We start from the raw sequence: 17,345 nt of genomic DNA, 5'->3' as shown, positions 1-17,345 counted from the left end.
GACGATGCAGGTCAGGTCGACTGGCGTCGCGGAGGGATGGAAAGCCGCGCACTTTCGTCGAGGTCGACGTCGAGGGCGTTGAGCATCAGCGCCAGGCCTGCGTAGCGGTTGATGACCATCAGCACTTCGACGGTGGCCTCCGAGCCAAGCGCCCGGTGCACGCGGTCGAAGGTTTCCGCCGTGACGCCGCGGGTGGTCAGCAGTTCCGTGGTCAGCTGAAGCACCGCGAGTTCGTCTCCGTCGAACGGGTTTGTCCACCAGTCATTCTCGGACAGAATCGCGGTGATCTCGTCGACGCTGACACCCGCGGTACGGGCGACGTCGCGATGCTGGCCGAGCTCGTAATCGCAGTCCATCAGGTAGGCCGTGCGCAGCACGACAAGTTCACGCAGCCGGGTCGGCAGTGTCGGACTGGTCAGGGCGGCGTTTCCCGCCACCATCCAGCCGGTGAATACCTTGTCGGCGTTGGCCAGCGTCCGATAGACGTTGAGATTGCCTCGGGCTTGGGTCAATTCGCGGGCCTGCGGTGTCATGTCACCCGGCTCGCGGTAGGCGATTCGCGTCATCGGGCGTCGACCTCGACGTCGACCGCGTTGAGCACCAACGCGAGCCCGTAGTAGCAGCTGACGAGCATCAACAACTCGGTAAGTCCCTCGTCGCCGAAGACGTCGCGGGCGCGGCTGAACGACGCGTCGCTGAGTCGGTGGGTGCTGCACAATTCGGTGACCACGTCGAGCAGCATGCGTTCTTCGTCGTCAAAATCGTCGAATTCGTCGGTTTCGACGATCGCGCCGATCTGCTGCTCGGTGAGGCCCGCATCGCGGGCGATGTCGATGTGCTGGCTGAGTTGGTAGCGGGAGTTCTGCAATCGGGCCACCCGGAGGATGACAAGTTCCCTGGTCCGCAAGGTGAACGTGGGGCTGTCGAACAACTCGTCGACCATCTGCGTCCAGCCGACGAAGACGTCCGGGGCGTTGGCGAGCACGCGAAACACGTTGAGCGCACCCCGGCGTGCCATGAATTCGCGAATGGGTGCAGGCTGCTGCTCGACAGGAGCGAGCGGTATGCGTGACATCGGTTTTTTCCCTTGGCTATTCGGACCACCGCTTGCTCCGCGGTGGCGACGGGGTCGGGCACATCGTCAATGGGCAACACGCCTGGGTCGCCGAACTCGGTGAAGCGCAGCGCCCGCACGGGCTCAGCCGTCGACCGACGCGGACGCCTCGCTCGACCCGGTGGTGTGGCGGACCGCTCCCCACAATCCGGTGCCGACGCCGACGATGGCGCCGCCCAGCCCGATCAATTGCTGCGAGCGCTTCATCTCGTGACGCACGCTCATGCCGCCCAGCAGATCGGCGGCGTCAGCGCCGGCGGAGGCCAGGAACCAGCCGCGGGTGTTCCTGCCGCGCAACGACGCCGCGGCCAGCAACCCGCCGATCAATGCGTCGCGGTAGCCCATCGACCGCAGCAATAGCTGCGCGGTGGCCGAAGGTTTATCCGGGTCGCCCCACATGCGATTCGCCCGCAGGGGGTCGACGAGAAACGAAATGCCCGAGGCAAGTCGGATGGCACCCACGGCCAGCGCCGCACGGTCGATTGTCATGGTATCCAAGCTTATCGGTTCGCCGAGGGTCGAGTTGTTGGGCGTTATCGAGCGATATTTCCCACCATGTCGACGTTCGTGCTCACAGCGGGATGTCAGAATTCAGGTCATGATCGAAGGATCCCCCGCGGCCTGCGCACCACGATTCGAGCCTGACGAGGGCTGGGTGCCCGCCGATGAACGACGGCTCGGCCTGGACCGGCGCACCCTGCGCCCGACTCTGGTGGTATTGGCCCTGGTCGTCGCGATGTCGGTGGTGTTGCCGGTGATCAACGCAGCTGTTCCCTACCACGACATCGTCAGAGCCGGCGATGTCATGCAAATCGAAGGTGACGTGACCTTCGTCCCGGAGGCCGGCTGGGGCATCACCTCGGGCGTGCGCGCCGGTCACCCCCCGATGTCCGGGCAGTATCCCGCCTCCGCCACCGTCGAAGACGGCGCGCTGAAGTTCACCCTGCGCACCGGGTCGTTCCGCGGCGACGCCGACCAGCTTCTCGATCAGATTCAGACAACATCCGAGGCGTTGAACCGGGGGCGCGGAGTGCACATCACCGGCACACCCGCCACGATCGTCACCGCGCAGGGCAAGCAGGGCGCGACCGTGCGAGTCACCGGACCGCACACCGGCGGGTTGATCGCCGCTTTCGTGTTCGGCGACCGCGGAGTCGAAGCGGTGGCGACCGGACCGACCGACGCCGGTAGCACGCAGAGCGCCGCGGTGCTGCGGATGATCGGCAGTATCAACAAGTCCAGCCAGGAACAGCGATGACGACTCTGGCCGACCTCGATCGCGCGCGCGACGTCGCCCTCGACATTTCCGGGTGGGGCCGGCGGTTCGTCTTCTACCAACCGCGCAACTTCGCCTTCTGGGGATATCTGACGCTGGTGGGAGTAGGTGTCCTGACATTCTTCTCGACGCTGGCGCGCGAATACAACGCGTACGGCGAAGCGATCGGACTCGCGGTCACCTCCTTTGCCAGCTATGCGGCGTTGTTCTGGTGGTTCACCGATCGGATCGACCGCTACGCCAAACTCCCCCACAAACTGATGGTCGTCGCGTTCCTGTGGGGTGGCTTCGCCGCCACCGGGGCGATGGCCGCCAACGCCAACCATGCGCTCCTGGCCCTGTACGGCAAGAACTTTGGCCAGGTGTGGGCGCTGAACTGGGGTGCCGGACTGGCCGCGCCATTCACCGAGGAACTGGCCAAGGGTTCGGGGCTGTTGCTGCTCATCGCGTTGGCGCAACGGCACATCCGAACCGCTTTCGACGGTTTCATTCTCGGCGCGTTCATCGGCCTCGGATTTCAAATCGTCGAGGACATCACCTACGCCATGACGTCAGCCGGTACTCAGTTCGGCGCCAACCAAATTGGCGCATCGATTGGCACCATCATTCTTCGTATGCTCACCGGGGTGGCCGCGCACATTCTGTACAGCGCCATCTTCTGCGCCGGCGTGGTCTACCTCCTCGGCCGGCCCGCCGAGCCGCGCAAAATCGGTCGCGGACTGATCCTGATTGCGATACCGATGCTGCTGCACGGGACCTGGGACTCGGTGGCCGCCTTGGCCGGCCAGAATACGGCGACGCTGATAGGACTACTGGTCGGCACGATCATCGTCGCGCTGATCATCGTCGCGCGGGTGTACAAGTTGACCGTCGCCCGCGAACGCGACTTCGTCCGCGACGTGATGGCTCCCGAGCAAGCCCGTGACGTCATCACGCCGGCCGAACTCGATGCGATGTCCGGTAACCGCAAGGCCCGCAGAACTTATCGCAAAACCGGACGCAACCGTCAGGAACGCCGCCGCGCCCGTTACATCCTCAACGCTGCATATGCCCTCGCCGATCAGGTGGCCGCCGCGCGGGGCGCCGACACCGACCGGGTGCGCTTCGCGCGTTCGGAGGTCGGCCGTATCCGCGCCGGCCTGCCCTCACCCTGGTGAACCTATCGGATGACTGAATCGTCAGGCACGCGGGGCGATTCGTCGGGAGTCCAGGCCAACGGTTGACCCGGCTGACCTGGAAATAGGTAGTCAATGAAAGCCGCTGCGGTGGGCTGTGGTTCGTGGTTCGCCAGACCCGGCCGCTCGTTGGCTTCGATGAAGACGTACTCCTCGCCGGTGACATCGGGAACGAGCAGGTCGATACCGGTCACCGGGATGCCGATCACCTCGGCAGCCGTCACCGCGACCCGGCACAGCTCAGGATTCACGTCCGGGGTGACGTCGTGGATGGTTCCACCCTGATGCAGGTTGGCGGTATGACGCACGCGCAACCGATTACCTTGGGGCAGAACGCTATCCATCTGCCATCCGCCTTCGGAGACCGTCGCCTCCGTCACAGCGTCCAGCGGGATGTTCGACTCACCACCGGTAGCCGCCGAGCGCCGTCGGCTCTCTGCCACGATCAGATCCCGCACCGTGTGCTTGCCGGTGCCGATGACCTCAGGCGGCAGCCGCAACGCCGCGGCAACCACGCGTCCGTCGATCACCACGAGTCGCAGATCGTCCCCGACAACGCGCTGCTCGATCAGCGCCTCGGGGGATTGCTCGCGCGCCCGTGCCAATGCGGCAATGAGATCCCCGGGGCCGTTGCCGGCGGTGACACCGACCGTGATGCCCTTGCCCTGCTCTCCCCGAGTGGGTTTGACGACGACCTCACCCACCTGTTTCAGAAAGGCATAGTCGTCGTTGTCGAAAGTCGCCAGGCGAGCACGCGGCACGATGATGCCCGCGTCGGACACCAGCCGGCGGGTCAGTCTTTTGTCGTCGCAACGGCACATCGCGATGGCGGAGGTGAACTCCGACAACGATTCTCGAGTGATGACGCTGCGACCGCCGTGGTTGAGGCGCATCTCGCCGGTTTCGGCGTCGAGCACCTCCACCCAGATGCCGCGACGCAAAGCCTCATCGGCGATGATGCGCGCGTAGGGGTTCAGGTCGTCGATGGTCTCCGGCGGCGGGCTGAACAACGGCTGGTTGATCGCATTCTTTCGCTTGATCACCAACACCGGGACGCGGCGGAAGCCCAGCTTTTCATACAGTCGGATCGCGGCCGAATTGTCGTGGGTGACCGAAAGATCCATGTAGGCGCGGCCTGCATGCCGGAAGTTCGAGGCCAGTTTCTTGGTCAGCGCGATGCCGATTCCGGGGATTCCGGCAGCCGGATCGACCGCCAGCGTCCACAAACTCGAGCCGTGCTCGGGATCGTTGAACAACAGCTCGTGGTCGACACCGGTCACCGTGCCGACCACGGCACCGTCGTCCTCGCGTACCGCGAGCAGGTAGGTGACGGCGGGATCGTGCAGATTGTTGCGCCAGATCGTGTCGACCGGCGCGGGAACCATGCCACAGCGGACGAAGACGCGGTTCATCGCGTCGGCATCGGACGAGTCATCGAGCGGGCGCACGTTGACACCGACCGGGGACGGCGTCGACTGGTCCTCGTCAGAGTCGTCGGCAAAGCGCAGCCGATAAGTGTGGCTTGGGTCGATGAAAAGCTCGGAAGGTGCTCCGGCGACGACGACTTGGGATTCGCGGGCGTAGATGCAGATGTCCCGCCGCCCGGGCGCCTCCCGTCGGAGTGCCTCGGCCAGCGTGCTGGCATCGGCAAAAGTCTGGCCGAAAATGAGTTTCCCCCAACCCAATTCAAGCTCGACGTCCTTGGACATCGCGTCGACGAGGTGCGGCGGTGACGCATCGTGCAAGCCGAGTGTGATCGCCTCGGGGTGGTCCTCTGAGGGACCAAAGGAGCTCATGCCGCCGGCCCGGTTACACCATGTCGTTGTAACCAGAGTTCCAGCAGCGCAATCTGCCAGAGCTCATTCCCGCGAAGCGGGGTCAGGCGGCCGTTGGGGTCGGCCAGCAGCGCGTCCACTGCGCCAGTATCGAACAACCCGCGCTCCTTGGCGACCGGTGCGTGCAGGGCATCGCGAACCATGTCGAGATAAGGACCCTCCAGGTGGGTCAGCGCGGGAACCGGGAAATAGCCCTTCGGCCGGTCGATGACTTCGGACGGAATGACACGTCGCGCCGCCTCTTTGAGGACACCCTTGCCGCCGTGCGCGACCTTGAGCTCCGGCGGGCAGCTGGCCGCCAGCTCGACCAGTTCGTGGTCCAGGAACGGGACCCTACCCTCGAGGCCCCACGCCATCGTCATGTTGTCGACCCGCTTGACCGGATCATCGACCAACATCACCATCGTGTCGAGCCGCAGCGCGCGGTCGATGCCGGTTTCGGCGCCGGCCCGCGCGAAATGCTCGGTGACGAACCGCAGGCTGGGATCGCCCGGCGCTAGGTAGCTCTCGGCGAGAATCGCGGCCAGACCCGCCTCGTCACGATCGAAGAATGCGCCCCGGTATTGGGCGACCGAACCCTCGAGCGTGGCGGCGGCGGATTCGCCCATCGGCGGATACCAGTGATAGCCGGCGAACACTTCATCGGCACCCTGCCCCGACTGCACCACCTTGACGTGCTTGGCGACTTCCTGGCTGAGCAAGTAGAACGCGACGCAGTCGTGGCTGACCATCGGCTCGCTCATGGCGCCGATGGCCCCGTCGAGAGCGGGCAGCATCCGGTCGGAGCCGATCCGGATCTGGTGGTGCTCGGTCTCGAAGCGCTCGGCGATGATGTCGGAGTACTGGAACTCGTCGCCTTTGATGTCGCCGGCGGACTCGAAGCCGATGGAAAACGTCGACAACCCGTGTTGCCCGGCCTCGGCGAGCAATCCGACGATCAGGCTGGAGTCGACTCCGCCGGAGAGCAGGCACCCGACCGGAACATCCGCGACCAGCCGGCGCTCGACTGCGGTGCGCAGCGACGCCAGCACAGCGTCCTCCCAGTCGGATGCGGACCAGCCGGAGCGGTCCTGGTGCCGGGTGAAATCGGGCAGCCAGTACGTGGTGGCGACGCGCCGGCCGTCCGGCTCGATGGCGAGCAGCGATCCGGGCGGGATCTTGCGCACGCCGCGCAGGATGGTGGCCGGCGCGGGGACGACCGAGTGGAACGTCATGTAGTGGTGCAGCGCGTCGTGATCGATCCGGGTGTCCACGCCCCCGCCGGCCAGCAGTGCGGGCAACGACGACGCAAACCTGACCCGGTGGCTGTCCTCGGTCACATACAACGGCTTGATGCCCAGGCGGTCGCGACCGAGCAGCACGCGGCCGCTGTCGCGTTCGACGATGGCGAAGGCGAACATGCCCATGAAGTGGCTGACGAAGTCGTCGCCCCAGCGGTGGTAGGCCTTGAGTAGAACCTCGGTGTCGCTGGTCGAGAAGAATCGGTAACCGTAGCCCTGAAGCTCGGTGCGCAATTCCTGGTAGTTATAGATGCAGCCGTTCCAGGCGATCGTCAGGCCGAGGTCGGAGTCGACCATCGGCTGCGCGCCGGTTTCGGTCAGGTCAATGATTTTCAGTCGACGGTGCCCTAGCGCGACTCGACCTTGTGACCACACGCCCGAGCCGTCCGGGCCCCGCGGCGCCATGACGGCGGTCATCGCTGCCACCGCCGCTACATCGGGCGCTCGACCATCGAGTCGAACCTCACCGGTGGCTCCACACACCTCAATAACCCTACAGAGGCCGATTCCAGCCGGGGGCGGGGCTGACCGGCTGTTGTTCCGCCCAAGCCTTATGCCCACCAGCGCAGTCGCCAATTCGCACTCGACGTCAGCAGGGCATCACCGTCCCCGCCCACGATGAACGCCGCCACATCCAACCAGCCCTGCACGCCTTCAGCTTGCCGCGCGAGTTGCGAGCCCGTAACGCTGAAATCGTCCCATTCGTAAACGGCTTGACCAATAATTGCATCGCATAGCAACGAAGGGAGCGGCATGGTCTCCGCGACGCGCAACATCACTGCGACTTCAGTTCCGCCGGGTTGGATGCGTTCCCTCGGATTGGCGGCAACCGCGCTGGCGGGCGCAGTCGCGATGGCGATCACCGCGCCGCACGCCAAATCTGATCCGGCCTACCAACCGGCGCTCGACCAGCTCCTCGAGGCCATGCATCAGGCGGCGGCCTACGACGCCGGCCTGCCGTTTGCGACTGCCGGCAGCGACACCATGCTGATGACCGGTCTGCAGAACACCAACTATGAACTGCTCTCCGCTGGACTATCCAGAGTCACTGAGCTTTTCAACGGCGTCTTCTTCCAGTCACCGGAAGCAGTAGCCACTGATGCCGCCGATTCCCGTCAGTACTTCCAGTTCTTCACCCCTGACATCTACTACCACGTGACTGCCGGACTGGCGCCCGGTGCGACCTACGAGCTCACCGGCACCGTCGGCAAAGGCACCGAAGCGCTCGCCTTTGCGACCGAAGCCGTCACCGGCTCGACCGCTGTCAGCAAGGAGAGTCTGGAACTCGACCACGGCCTGGTCGTGAAACCGGACGGCACGTTCACCGTCGACATCGGGCCCACAGAGCCAACGGGCGCGGTCAACTTCATCAACGACACCGATGCCACCACCCACGGTGACGCCTCCCTGTTGATTCGAGATGCGCTGGGCGATTGGGCAAAAGGCCCGAGCAGCCTCAGCATCCACTGCGTGTCCGACTGTCCGGCGTTTTTTGCCATCCCGAGCACCGGCATCTTCCCCAGCGCGGGTGAGTCTGCAGCCGAAATAGGCGCTCTGGCAGCACCTTCCACGACCCACATCACCTCCGTCGACTCGCTGCTGACGACGCTGTTCACCGCGTTCAGCAACATCGTCGGACCCTTCAACCAGGAGAACATGGGCCTTGCCCAGATCGCCGGTATCGATCTGCCGCCCAACACGATGGGCGCGCTGGCGCCTGAAACCAGTTTGTTCGCAACGGGTCTGCCCAGCGCAGAGGTCTCCGGTGGGAATTTCGACCTGAATCCCGGCCAGGCCCTGATCGTGCAAGTGCCCGACGTGCCATCCGGCTACAGCGGGATCGAGCTGATGAACGTCTTCGGAGCCGGGCTGCCGTCCACCTTGGCGCAGACCACTTTGAACAACACCACGGCGTTCGCCGATCCGGATGGATACACCTACTACGTGGTCAGCGCGACCAATCCCGGCGTAGCGAATTGGCTTGACAGCAGCGGTGTCAGCAGCGGTGAGATCTTCGCCCGGTACGAGAATCTCCCCGACGGCGTCGATCCGACAGGCCTTCCGGTGACGACGGAGGTGGTGCCGGTGGCCGACGTCGCCAGCTATCTGCCCGCCGACACTCCCACGGTCAGCCCGGCGGAGTATGCGGCGGACATGTCGCAGCGCGTGCTGTCCTACGACTTCGCCCTGGACTCGTCCCGCGAGAACGTCCAACCCGATTGGGTGCTCCAGGAATTGCTCCTGCACGGTCTGCAGGGAGTGATGGGCGCCGACAACTTCGCCGCGGTGTTCGGCAGCGATCCGAGCATCCCGTTGGACCTCAGATTCACCCCGGCGCTGTCCCCGGACTGGGCCACCGTCGACCACGACCTGCTCACCAATCCGGTCGGCAGCCTGGAGGCGATCGTCAACACCCTGCCCCTGGCGGCCAGCGACATCAGCCTGCCGACCGAATTGGCGGTGGGCCAGACCGCCCTGTCGCTGCTACTCCCTCAGCAACTCGGATCCCTGTTCAGCGACACAGTTCTCGACCCGAATACCGGGATCATCGCCGGCTTCCTCAATGCCCGCGACGATCTGGCGACAGCGATCCTGAGCGCCAACAACGACTTCCCCACTGAACTGGGAAGTTTGGCGACGGCGGAATGGGCGAACATGCCCGAGCTGGTTCAGTCGACCGCGAGCACACTGCCGACTGAGCTTGGCGCGCTACTCGCCACATAACCCACATGCTTGAGCGCGATCAGCGTCGTGCTCCTGCCGGCAAGCGGCCCGCATCGCGACCGATCGCACCGTCGCCGTCGCGCGCGGTGTCACTCTCGAGCCACCCTCCGCGATCCGAATCGTTTTTATTCGTTAGGGATGTTTAACCCAACTGTGATAACGGGAATTACAACAATGTGATTCGCCGTTACTCACCTTGAGATAGTCCAACCCAGAGTCGAGAAAGGACAACCGATATGAACACGATCCTCTACTTCAGCCCTGACGGCGTCGTTTACGAAACCAGCGCCTATAGCAATGCCGATATCGTCGGGCTCGTCCACGACTATGGGCTGGAAAGTCTGACGAGTGCCGATCGGCAGTTCGACTTCTGGTTCACCCCTTCGACGCGCCGCTGCCCACGGAAGATCAACCGCAACGCGACCGAAATGCTGCTGGCAACCACGCAGTTCACCGCAAAAACCGTGCCGCTTCTTTTCGGCGCCGTTGTGGTCGCTACTCACGACTCCGTCGGCGATCTCGATGGGCTCAGCTGGAAGCAACTGAATCTGCTGAGCGAGCGCGGTGCCGCTTTGACTCGACGCGACGACCGGGTGCTGAACCGGCGAATCAAGCGGGAAGCACGACGAATGGCGAGCCTGCCCACGGCGAATGTCGTCACCGGCCGCTACGTCGAGCAACGGATCATCACTGGGAACTGACTGACCCTGAAAAAGCGGGCCGTTGCTGAGATCGCGATCCGTACCGTGGGCGCATGGACGCGCGCCGTGATGAGGTCAACCGTCGTCAACTCCTCGGGCTCGCCGGCAGCGCAGCATTGGTGTCCACCATCGGCGGCTGTTCCAGCGCTGCGACGTTCACCGTTCGCACCCGCTTGACCAGCGCCACATCGGCCTTGCTGCTGTGCCGCGAAGCGTGGGGCGCACGTCCCGCCCGCCCTGGCGGCAAGCGCCACACCATCACCCGGATGACCTTGCATCATGAGGCAGTGCTGCTCGGCGACAATCGGAATGCGCCTGGACGCCTGCGCAAAGACCAGCTGTATCACCAGGACCAGAAGGGCTGGATCGACATCGCGTATCACGTCGGCGTCGACCGCAATGGCAACCTCTACGAACTACGCAGCACCGAGTTAGCCGGCGACACCGCCACCGATTATGACACCACCGGGCACTTCTTGGTGCTGTGCGAAGGCGACTTCGACAAGGAAGCAGTGTCGGAGGCGCAACTTCAGGGAACTGCGCTGGCATTCGCGTGGGCTGCTCAGAATTTTCACCTCAAGACCGATACGTTGGCCGGTCATCGGGACTTCGCTCAGACGTCGTGCCCCGGTGCGAACCTCTACAGCCACCTGTCCTCGGGCGACCTCAAGCGCCGCATCGACGTGCTGCTCGCGACTGGCGGGGTGAATCTCGAGCGCTTCTGCGGACCCGACGCCGCCGCACGGGTTGCGGCTATCGAGGTCGGCAACTAGCGGCGGTCACCGCGTCGATCGACCAGATTTCCCGGGCTCGCATGCCAATCCATCCCCGATCGACAGAGTGACGGCAGGGCCTCCGACGCCCATGAGATCGAGGAGCGCGCCCTCGTCGGCGCGCTGCTACGTCTGGCCCAGAAAATCAAACCCGACCTGTCGAGTAGCCTGCGCAACGAATTTTCGCGTCGCTCCTACCAGCTGCTCGGCGAGTAATCCTTCAGGAAACAGCCGTACAGATCTTCGCCGGACTCCCCGCGGACGATCGGGTCGTACACCCGAGCAGCGCCGTCGACAAGGTCGAGTGGGGCATGAAAACCTTCGTCGGCCAGCCGCAGCTTGGTCGGGTGTGGCCGCTCGTCGGTGATCCAGCCCGTATCGACGGCGGTCATGAGAATGCCGTCTTGGGCCAGCATTTCAGCCGCGCTGGTCCGGGTGAGCATGTTCAAGGCGGCCTTCGCCATGTTGGTGTGGGGATGCCCCGGGCCCTTGTATGCGCGACTGAACTGGCCCTCCATCGCGGACACATTCACGATGTATTTGCGGCGGGACGTTGACGCGGCCATCGCCGGGCGCAGGCGGCTCACCAGAATGAACGGCGCGGTCTGGTTGCACAGTTGGACTTCGAGCAGTTCCATCGCGTCGACCTCATGCACGCGTTGGGTCCAACTGTTGACCGGCGCGGTATCGGGGAGCAGACCGCCCGCGTCGATGGCGGTACCCGTGGCGATCCGGTCTGGAGACGCGCTTCGGGCGGCGAGGGCCAGTTGGGTGAGGGCGTGCGGAGTTTGGTGCTCGGCAAGGCTTCCGGTCAGTGCCGCGGGATGGGCGTCGCTGACGCGGTCGAACGTGATCACGTCGACGATTTCCGGTGCCGGGGTGCGCTCCGCTTCGACGAGCGCCGAGTACGAACCGGGCGCGCGGCGCACCGTCTGGGCGGCGTTGTTGATCAAAATGTCCAGCGGGCCCTGTGCGGCCACGGTGTCCGCGAGCACGACGACCTGAGATGGGTCGCGCAGGTCGATACCTACGACACGTAGCCGGTGCAGCCACTCGGCACTGTCGCGCATCGTGGCAAAGCGGCGCACGGCGTCGTTCGGAAAGCGAGTGGTGATGGTGGTGTGAGCGCCGTCGCGGAGCAGTCGCAGCGCGATGTACATGCCGATCTTGGCGCGGCCACCGGTGAGCAAAGCGCTCCTACCGCTGAGGTCGGTGCGAGCGTCGCGCTTGGCGTGGTTGCGCGTGGCGCACGCCGGGCAGAGTTGGTGGTAGAAGACGTCGACCACCGTGTAATGGCTCTTGCAGATGTAACAGGCACGCGAGCGGAGCAAGGTGCCCGCGGAGGCGCCCACCGCCGTCGATACCAGCGGCAGGCCTTGCGTCTCGTCGTCGATGCGGCCGGCCGCGCCGGTGGCGGTAGCGGCAACAACAGCGCGATCGGCAGCCGCGATTTCGTCGCGCTTGGCGTCGCGGCGGGCCTTCCTGACCGACTTGAAGATGCGGGCCGTGGCCCGACGCACGGCCACTGCGTCGGGATGCTCAGGCGGTAACGACTCGATATCGGCGAGCACCTGCAGGCAGACGTTGAGCTTGTCCGGGTCGATCGCATTCACCAGGGAAGGGTACGGGGTCGCCCGATTCGCCGCGGTCGACGAGGGCTCCTTTGTGTGGGCCCTCGACACCCACGGGTGGTTCTGGTCGGGCCGCATCTCGGGTCGGCGTCCGTCAGTTCAGGTCCTGCGAAGGACGCGGCGGCACTCCGAGGGCTACCGTCAGCTCGAGAGTGGTGTGCGGGTCGTCGAGCCGCTCGCCGTAGAGCTCACGCAGCTGGGTCATGCGATAGCGCACCGTCTGGACGTGCACGAAAAGGTCCGCTGCGACGGCCTCACGCTGTCCTCGGTGCAGCACCCAGGATCGCAGGGTGTGGGTGAGCCGTTCGGCGGTGCTCGGACGTAGTCCGGCTAGTGGTGCGAGGACTCGTCGACGCAGATCCTCGACGGCGGCGCGGTCGGCGGTCAAGACGAGCTCGACCAAGTGGTCGTCGGTGTCGACCACGTCGACCTCGTCGGGCACCGCGAGGTCACGCGCCCGTAGCGCACGCTGATAGGACGACCGCACCGCGGTCCAAGGCCGGGCGGGCCCCACCAGCGCCCGTCGTCCCTGCAGGGCCGATCGCAGCTGGCTGCGGGCCCGGGCGTGCAGATCCGGAACCAGAAGCACTGCCAGCGCCTCGGTGGGCTCCACACCCGGCAGGTCCTCACTCAGTTGTAGGGTCGCCGTGCCGAAACGCGCTGACAAGCCGCGGGTTTGGCTCTCGGCCAGCACGATCGCGGTCAGCGAGGCCGGCGGGTTCCAACCCGCCTTTTCCGCGCTGGCCCGCAACGTCTCGGTCGGCTCGCCGGCGAGCAGCTGCTGAACTAGGCGGTCAAGGTAGCGTTGCCGCACCCGGCCGCTGGTGGCCAACTCGTCGGCGTGGCCGGACACACTGGAGGCCGACAGCTCGTCGATGAACGCGAACACCAGCTCGGCGAACCGGGCGATGGTGTCGGCGGTCAGACCCGCGCCCACAGCGGTGGCCGACAGTTCCTGCCAGGCCACCCGAGCACCGACCCGGTATGCCGACAGCAACGCGTCGATGGAGCGACCTTGGCGGGCCTCGCCGCGGCCCAACCCGTACGCGCCGTCGAGCGCGGGCGACAGGGTCGCGGCCGGATCGGAATTTTGCGCCTGCACGGCCAGTCGCAGGAAGGCGCCGAGCGCCATCTGCACGGCGTTCTCGATGTTCTGCCCCATTCGCCCGCTGAAGGCGTCGGTGTAGCTGGGCACCTCGACGGTCACTGCGGCGACCGTGCGCTCGGCCATCCTCGGGAGCACGGCCTGTAGGGCGGCGGCCACGTCGTCGGCCAGCTCCAAACCGGTGAAACGCAGCGCGGATTCTGACAAATCTGTTCCTTACGCACAAAACGCCCGTATTTATTCACACCATACAGCCAAGACTTATACGTCGTGCTCATCCAGAGTAGAGATATGACAACAACAGCACCCCGACCTACCGCCGTCGGCGCGTTGCGGGACCGGGTCATCAAACTTGCCGAGCGGCTCACCACGCCGCTGGTTCCGTCCGACTACCTCGACGTCATCGATCCACTGCGCTCGCAAAGCGACCTGCGCGGGCGGGTCGTCGCGATCCATCCTGAGACCCGCGACGCGGTCAGCGTGGTGATCAAGCCGGGACGCACCTGGCGCACTCACGTCCCCGGGCAGTACGTCCGCATCGGGGTCGACGTCGACGGGGTTCGGCAGTGGCGGGCCTACTCGCTGACCTCGAGCACTCGGCGACGGGCCAACGACCACATCGCCATCACCGTCAAGGCGATCCCCGGCGGGGTCGTCAGCAATTACCTGGTCCGGCGAGTCACCGTTGGCACGGTCGTACGACTCGACCAGGCCGCCGGCGACTTCACCCTTGATGGCACACAGCCGCCGAGGATTTTGTTCCTCACTGCGGGTAGCGGTATCACCCCGGTGATGGGCATGCTGCGCAATATGGCCGCTGGGGAGTCCGACGTGGTGGTGGTGCACTCTGCGCCGACCGCCGAGGATGTCATCTTCGGTGGCGAACTGCGGATGATGGCCAAACAGAGTCGAATTCGGTTGCTGGAGAGACACACTGACGTCGATGGAAAGCTCGATGTCGCTGACCTCGGCCACTTGGTCGAGGACGTCGCCGAGCGGCAGACGTGGGCGTGTGGTCCCGCTGGAATGCTCGACTCGCTGCAGGCGCGTTGGAATGCCGAGGGCATCGGTGACCGTCTGCACGTGGAACGATTTCGGCCCACCGTGATCGCGGCCGGCGACGGTGGCACCGTGCAGTTCACGAAGTCCGGGACAGTCGTCGATGCCGACGGTTCGCAGACTCTGCTCGATGCCGGCGAGGCCGCCGGCGTCCTGATGCCGTCGGGCTGCCGGATGGGCATCTGCTTTGGCTGCGTCGTCCCGCTGCGCCAAGGCGCCGTGCGCGACCTGCGTACCGGTGACCTCACCACCGCGGCACCCGGCGACGACGTCGCCATCCAGACCTGTGTGTCCGCCGCGGCGGGCGCCTGCGATATCGATCTCTGAGACTTCAACACTTCGACAACAGGAGAACTGACATGACCACTCTGCAACGCAAGGCCGACAACCCGATCGCCCACCTGAGCCACGAGGACATCGAGAACCTTGGCGCCGAGCTCGACGCCATCCGTGCGCAGGTGATCGCCAGCCGCGGCGAGCGCGACGCCGCATATATCCGCAAGGTCATCGACGGCCAACGCAAGCTCGAGCTCGCCAGCCGTGCCGTGCTGCTCTTCTCGCTATTCCCGCCGGCCTGGATCGCAGGGACCGCCGGCCTGACCGTCGCCAAGATCGTCGAAAACATGGAGATCGGGCACAACGTCATGCACGGTCAATGGGACTGGATGCGGGACAACAAGATTCACTCGACCACCTGGGAGTGGGACAGCGCCTCCCCCTCGGCGATGTGGAAGCACTCGCACAACGAGCTGCACCACACCTACACCAACGTGCTCGGCAAGGACCAGGACCTGGGCTACGGCATCATGCGGGTCGACGAGGACCAGCGCTGGAAGCTGTTCTACCTCGCCCAGCCGCTGACCAACTTCGTCAACGCCTGCATTTTCCAGTACGGCATCGCCGGCTACGACCTACAGATCGGCCGGTACCTGAAGGGCAAGACCGACAAGGACATATTCCGCCGTCAGGCCAAGGACGTACTGCTGAAAATCGGACGGCAGATGCGCAAGGACTACGTCCTGCACCCGCTGCTGTCGGGGCCATCGGCGCCCGCGACGTTCACCGCGAACCTCGCCGCCAACCTCCTGCGCAACCTGTGGACACACTCGGTGATCATGTGCGGCCACTTCCCCGAGGGTGTGCAAACCTACGAGAAAACGTCGATCGAGGGCGAGACCCGCGGCCAGTGGTACCTGCGCCAGATGCTGGGCTCGGCCAACATTTCCGGCAGCCCGACGATGCACTTCATGACGGGCAACCTGTCGTTCCAGATCGAGCACCACCTGTTTCCCGATCTGCCCAGCAACCGGTATCACGAGATCGCGCCCAAGGTGCAGGAGCTCTTCGAACGCTACGGACTTGACTACGTCAACGGTCCGCTGCCCAAGCAGGTCGCCTCGGCGTGGAAGAAAGTTTTCCGTCTTTCTCTCCCGAATGACTTCGCGCGCAAGGCCACCGCGGCCATCAGCCCAACCAACGTGACACGGGCGGTGTTCGGAAGCCCGACACCCACGGCATTCGCCGCCTGAGCCGGCGGCGGTTACCAGCTGTTGCGGGTTGAGTAATCGGTAGGGCCAACACTTTTTTGATGATGAGACGACCCTGGCATGAGGCCGGGGACAAGGTGGACGCTCGAAGGCCCGGGGGCGGGATTGATGATTCTCGACTTTTCCGGGTCGAAAGTGAATAGCATTTGGTTGCTAGAACAGCAAAACGAGTGAGTGGCAAGAGGCATCACGACAATGAAAGTCAAGATCGTCGCCGTCATCCCGATCTGCACCGTTGTCATAACGGCTCTCGGCACCATTGCTGGCTTTGCCGCGCGCGCAGACGATTTGGGGAACGCCATATACAGCGGCGTCAACCGGCTTCGCCAGACATGCGGGGTGATCGGCGACGACCCGGATTTGACGGTAGCAGCGCAGCGGCACGCCGACGACATGCTCAAGAACGGTTTGGGCGGCCACATCGGTTCGGACGGCTCTTCACCGCAGGCGCGTATCGCGGATACGGGCTACACCAGGACCGGCTACACGGGTGAGATCGTCTACTGGGGCACTGGATCCGCTGCTACTCCGAACGCAGCGTTCGACCGTTGGATGGAAAGTCCTGCACATCGAGCGATCATCTTGAACTGCGCATTCACCGTAGGCGGCTTTGCAGTAGCCTCGGACGGCAACAAGATGACCGCCGTCGGTGACTTCGCGGGTCGTTAAGACCGAAGCCGGGCCACGCTGTTTTCCGATCACCATCGCCTTCGCAGCAAGAGACACTCACGGCGAGGCCCTTCACGACCATTCCTCGTAGCCGATTGTGGCCGCCGCCCGTCGGGCGTCAAGGTCGGTTCTGCTCGCTTCGCTGCGGGGACTCCACTTCGACTCTCTCCTCGCCACGGCGCAGAGCGGCAAGGAACGAGGAATGGAGATGATCGCCGTGAATGACCGTTCCATGTGCAATCGGACTGTTGTCGCCCAACACCGGTGGAACCGGCGGGAATAATCCTGTACCGCATGACCTTCCGCTGGCGGGCCTCCAGGTATTGCTGAAATCGTCGGGTCAACTGCGCTTCTTTCTGAAACACTATACCGCTGAACAACGAGCAATGATCAAAACCTGTGGATGAGCCTCGGCGAGGTGGCGTGAAAGTGGGCGCACCCTCCCGGGGATGATCT

The 17,345-nt window shown here is 64.8% G+C and carries 16 protein-coding genes and 1 pseudogene; 9 read left to right on the top strand and 8 right to left on the bottom strand.

Going from position 1 to position 17,345, the window contains the following annotated elements; genetic code table 11:
* Nucleotides 1-11: 11 nt before the first annotated feature.
* From ABDV69_RS00085 to ABDV69_RS00075, 3 genes are all read right to left on the bottom strand, one after another.
* On the bottom strand, nt 12-566 hold the full coding sequence (locus tag ABDV69_RS00085) for a carboxymuconolactone decarboxylase family protein (protein WP_343571249.1): 555 nt from the start codon (nt 564-566) through the stop codon (nt 12-14).
* A complete protein-coding gene (locus ABDV69_RS00080) occupies nt 563-1,075 on the bottom strand; it encodes a carboxymuconolactone decarboxylase family protein (RefSeq protein WP_343571247.1) in 513 nt (170 codons plus the stop codon). The genes ABDV69_RS00085 and ABDV69_RS00080 overlap by 4 nt, the downstream gene beginning before the upstream one ends.
* Before the next feature lie 123 nt (nt 1,076-1,198).
* A complete protein-coding gene (locus ABDV69_RS00075; protein WP_343571246.1) occupies nt 1,199-1,603 on the bottom strand; it encodes a DUF4267 domain-containing protein in 405 nt (134 codons plus the stop codon).
* Nucleotides 1,604-1,712: 109 nt separating this feature from the next.
* On the opposite strand from ABDV69_RS00075, the gene ABDV69_RS00070 reads away from it, so the two are divergent.
* Together ABDV69_RS00070 and ABDV69_RS00065 are read left to right on the top strand one after the other, a co-directional pair.
* A complete protein-coding gene (locus ABDV69_RS00070; protein ID WP_343571245.1) occupies nt 1,713-2,372 on the top strand; it encodes a hypothetical protein in 660 nt (219 codons plus the stop codon).
* On the top strand, nt 2,369-3,547 hold the full coding sequence (locus ABDV69_RS00065; protein WP_343571244.1) for a PrsW family intramembrane metalloprotease: 1,179 nt from the start codon (nt 2,369-2,371) through the stop codon (nt 3,545-3,547). Before ABDV69_RS00070 ends, ABDV69_RS00065 begins: the two co-directional genes overlap by 4 nt.
* A gap of 2 nt (nt 3,548-3,549) precedes the next feature.
* Here the strand turns inward: ABDV69_RS00065 and ngg are convergent, their stop codons facing one another.
* From ngg to ABDV69_RS00050, 3 genes are all read right to left on the bottom strand, one after another.
* Nucleotides 3,550-5,361 (bottom strand): N-acetylglutaminylglutamine synthetase, encoded by a 1,812-nt coding sequence (gene ngg / locus ABDV69_RS00060; protein WP_343571243.1) that lies wholly within the window; start codon nt 5,359-5,361, stop codon nt 3,550-3,552.
* Nucleotides 5,358-7,163 (bottom strand): N-acetylglutaminylglutamine amidotransferase, encoded by a 1,806-nt coding sequence (locus ABDV69_RS00055; protein WP_343571242.1) that lies wholly within the window; start codon nt 7,161-7,163, stop codon nt 5,358-5,360. Before ABDV69_RS00055 ends, ngg begins: the two co-directional genes overlap by 4 nt.
* Nucleotides 7,164-7,231: 68 nt before the next feature.
* The gene (locus ABDV69_RS00050; protein ID WP_343571241.1) at nt 7,232-7,543 is read right to left on the bottom strand and encodes a hypothetical protein; all 312 of its coding nucleotides are present in this window, start codon (nt 7,541-7,543) and stop codon (nt 7,232-7,234) included.
* Here ABDV69_RS00050 and ABDV69_RS00045 point away from each other — a divergent pair.
* The 3 genes from ABDV69_RS00045 to ABDV69_RS00035 all read left to right on the top strand — a co-directional run bounded on the left by ABDV69_RS00045 (nt 7,533) and on the right by ABDV69_RS00035 (nt 10,878).
* Complete coding sequence (locus ABDV69_RS00045; RefSeq protein ID WP_343571240.1) at nt 7,533-9,404, top strand: hypothetical protein; 1,872 nt, start codon at nt 7,533-7,535, stop codon at nt 9,402-9,404. The genes ABDV69_RS00050 and ABDV69_RS00045 overlap by 11 nt on opposite strands.
* A 236-nt stretch (nt 9,405-9,640) precedes the next feature.
* Nucleotides 9,641-10,105 carry a hypothetical protein gene (locus tag ABDV69_RS00040; RefSeq protein WP_343571239.1) on the top strand — a complete coding sequence of 155 codons (465 nt, stop codon included), beginning with the start codon at nt 9,641-9,643 and terminating at the stop codon, nt 10,103-10,105.
* Nucleotides 10,106-10,158: 53 nt separating this feature from the next.
* Nucleotides 10,159-10,878, top strand: coding sequence for an N-acetylmuramoyl-L-alanine amidase (locus ABDV69_RS00035; RefSeq protein WP_343571238.1), 720 nt, complete (start codon nt 10,159-10,161; stop codon nt 10,876-10,878).
* Nucleotides 10,879-11,072: 194 nt separating this feature from the next.
* Here the strand turns inward: ABDV69_RS00035 and ABDV69_RS00030 are convergent, their stop codons facing one another.
* The gene (locus tag ABDV69_RS00030; protein ID WP_343571236.1) at nt 11,073-12,491 is read right to left on the bottom strand and encodes an SDR family NAD(P)-dependent oxidoreductase; all 1,419 of its coding nucleotides are present in this window, start codon (nt 12,489-12,491) and stop codon (nt 11,073-11,075) included.
* 16 nt (nt 12,492-12,507) lie between these two features.
* On the opposite strand from ABDV69_RS00030, the pseudogene ABDV69_RS00025 reads away from it, so the two are divergent.
* A pseudogene (locus tag ABDV69_RS00025) lies at nt 12,508-12,594 on the top strand (GAF domain-containing protein); the annotation flags it as partial.
* A 9-nt stretch (nt 12,595-12,603) separates the two neighbouring features.
* Here ABDV69_RS00025 and ABDV69_RS00020 read toward each other — a convergent pair.
* Entirely contained in the window at nt 12,604-13,821 is a 1,218-nt protein-coding gene (locus tag ABDV69_RS00020; RefSeq protein ID WP_343571235.1) for a helix-turn-helix domain-containing protein, read from the bottom strand.
* An 84-nt stretch (nt 13,822-13,905) separates the two neighbouring features.
* Between ABDV69_RS00020 and ABDV69_RS00015 the strand changes: the two genes are divergently transcribed.
* The 3 genes from ABDV69_RS00015 to ABDV69_RS00005 all read left to right on the top strand — a co-directional run bounded on the left by ABDV69_RS00015 (nt 13,906) and on the right by ABDV69_RS00005 (nt 16,889).
* A complete protein-coding gene (locus tag ABDV69_RS00015; protein ID WP_343571234.1) occupies nt 13,906-15,000 on the top strand; it encodes a ferredoxin reductase in 1,095 nt (364 codons plus the stop codon).
* Nucleotides 15,001-15,032: 32 nt separating this feature from the next.
* Nucleotides 15,033-16,202, top strand: a complete 1,170-nt coding sequence (locus ABDV69_RS00010; RefSeq protein WP_343571233.1) for an acyl-CoA desaturase — start codon at nt 15,033-15,035, stop codon at nt 16,200-16,202.
* Nucleotides 16,203-16,415: 213 nt separating this feature from the next.
* On the top strand, nt 16,416-16,889 hold the full coding sequence (locus tag ABDV69_RS00005) for a CAP domain-containing protein (protein ID WP_343571231.1): 474 nt from the start codon (nt 16,416-16,418) through the stop codon (nt 16,887-16,889).
* Nucleotides 16,890-17,345: the final 456 nt, after the last annotated feature.

The organism is Mycobacterium sp. (assembly GCF_039583785.1).
Lineage (GTDB): Bacteria > Actinomycetota > Actinomycetes > Mycobacteriales > Mycobacteriaceae > Mycobacterium.
Note: the sequence above shows the minus strand (reverse complement) of the source record. Positions and strands in the feature narration are given on the sequence as shown.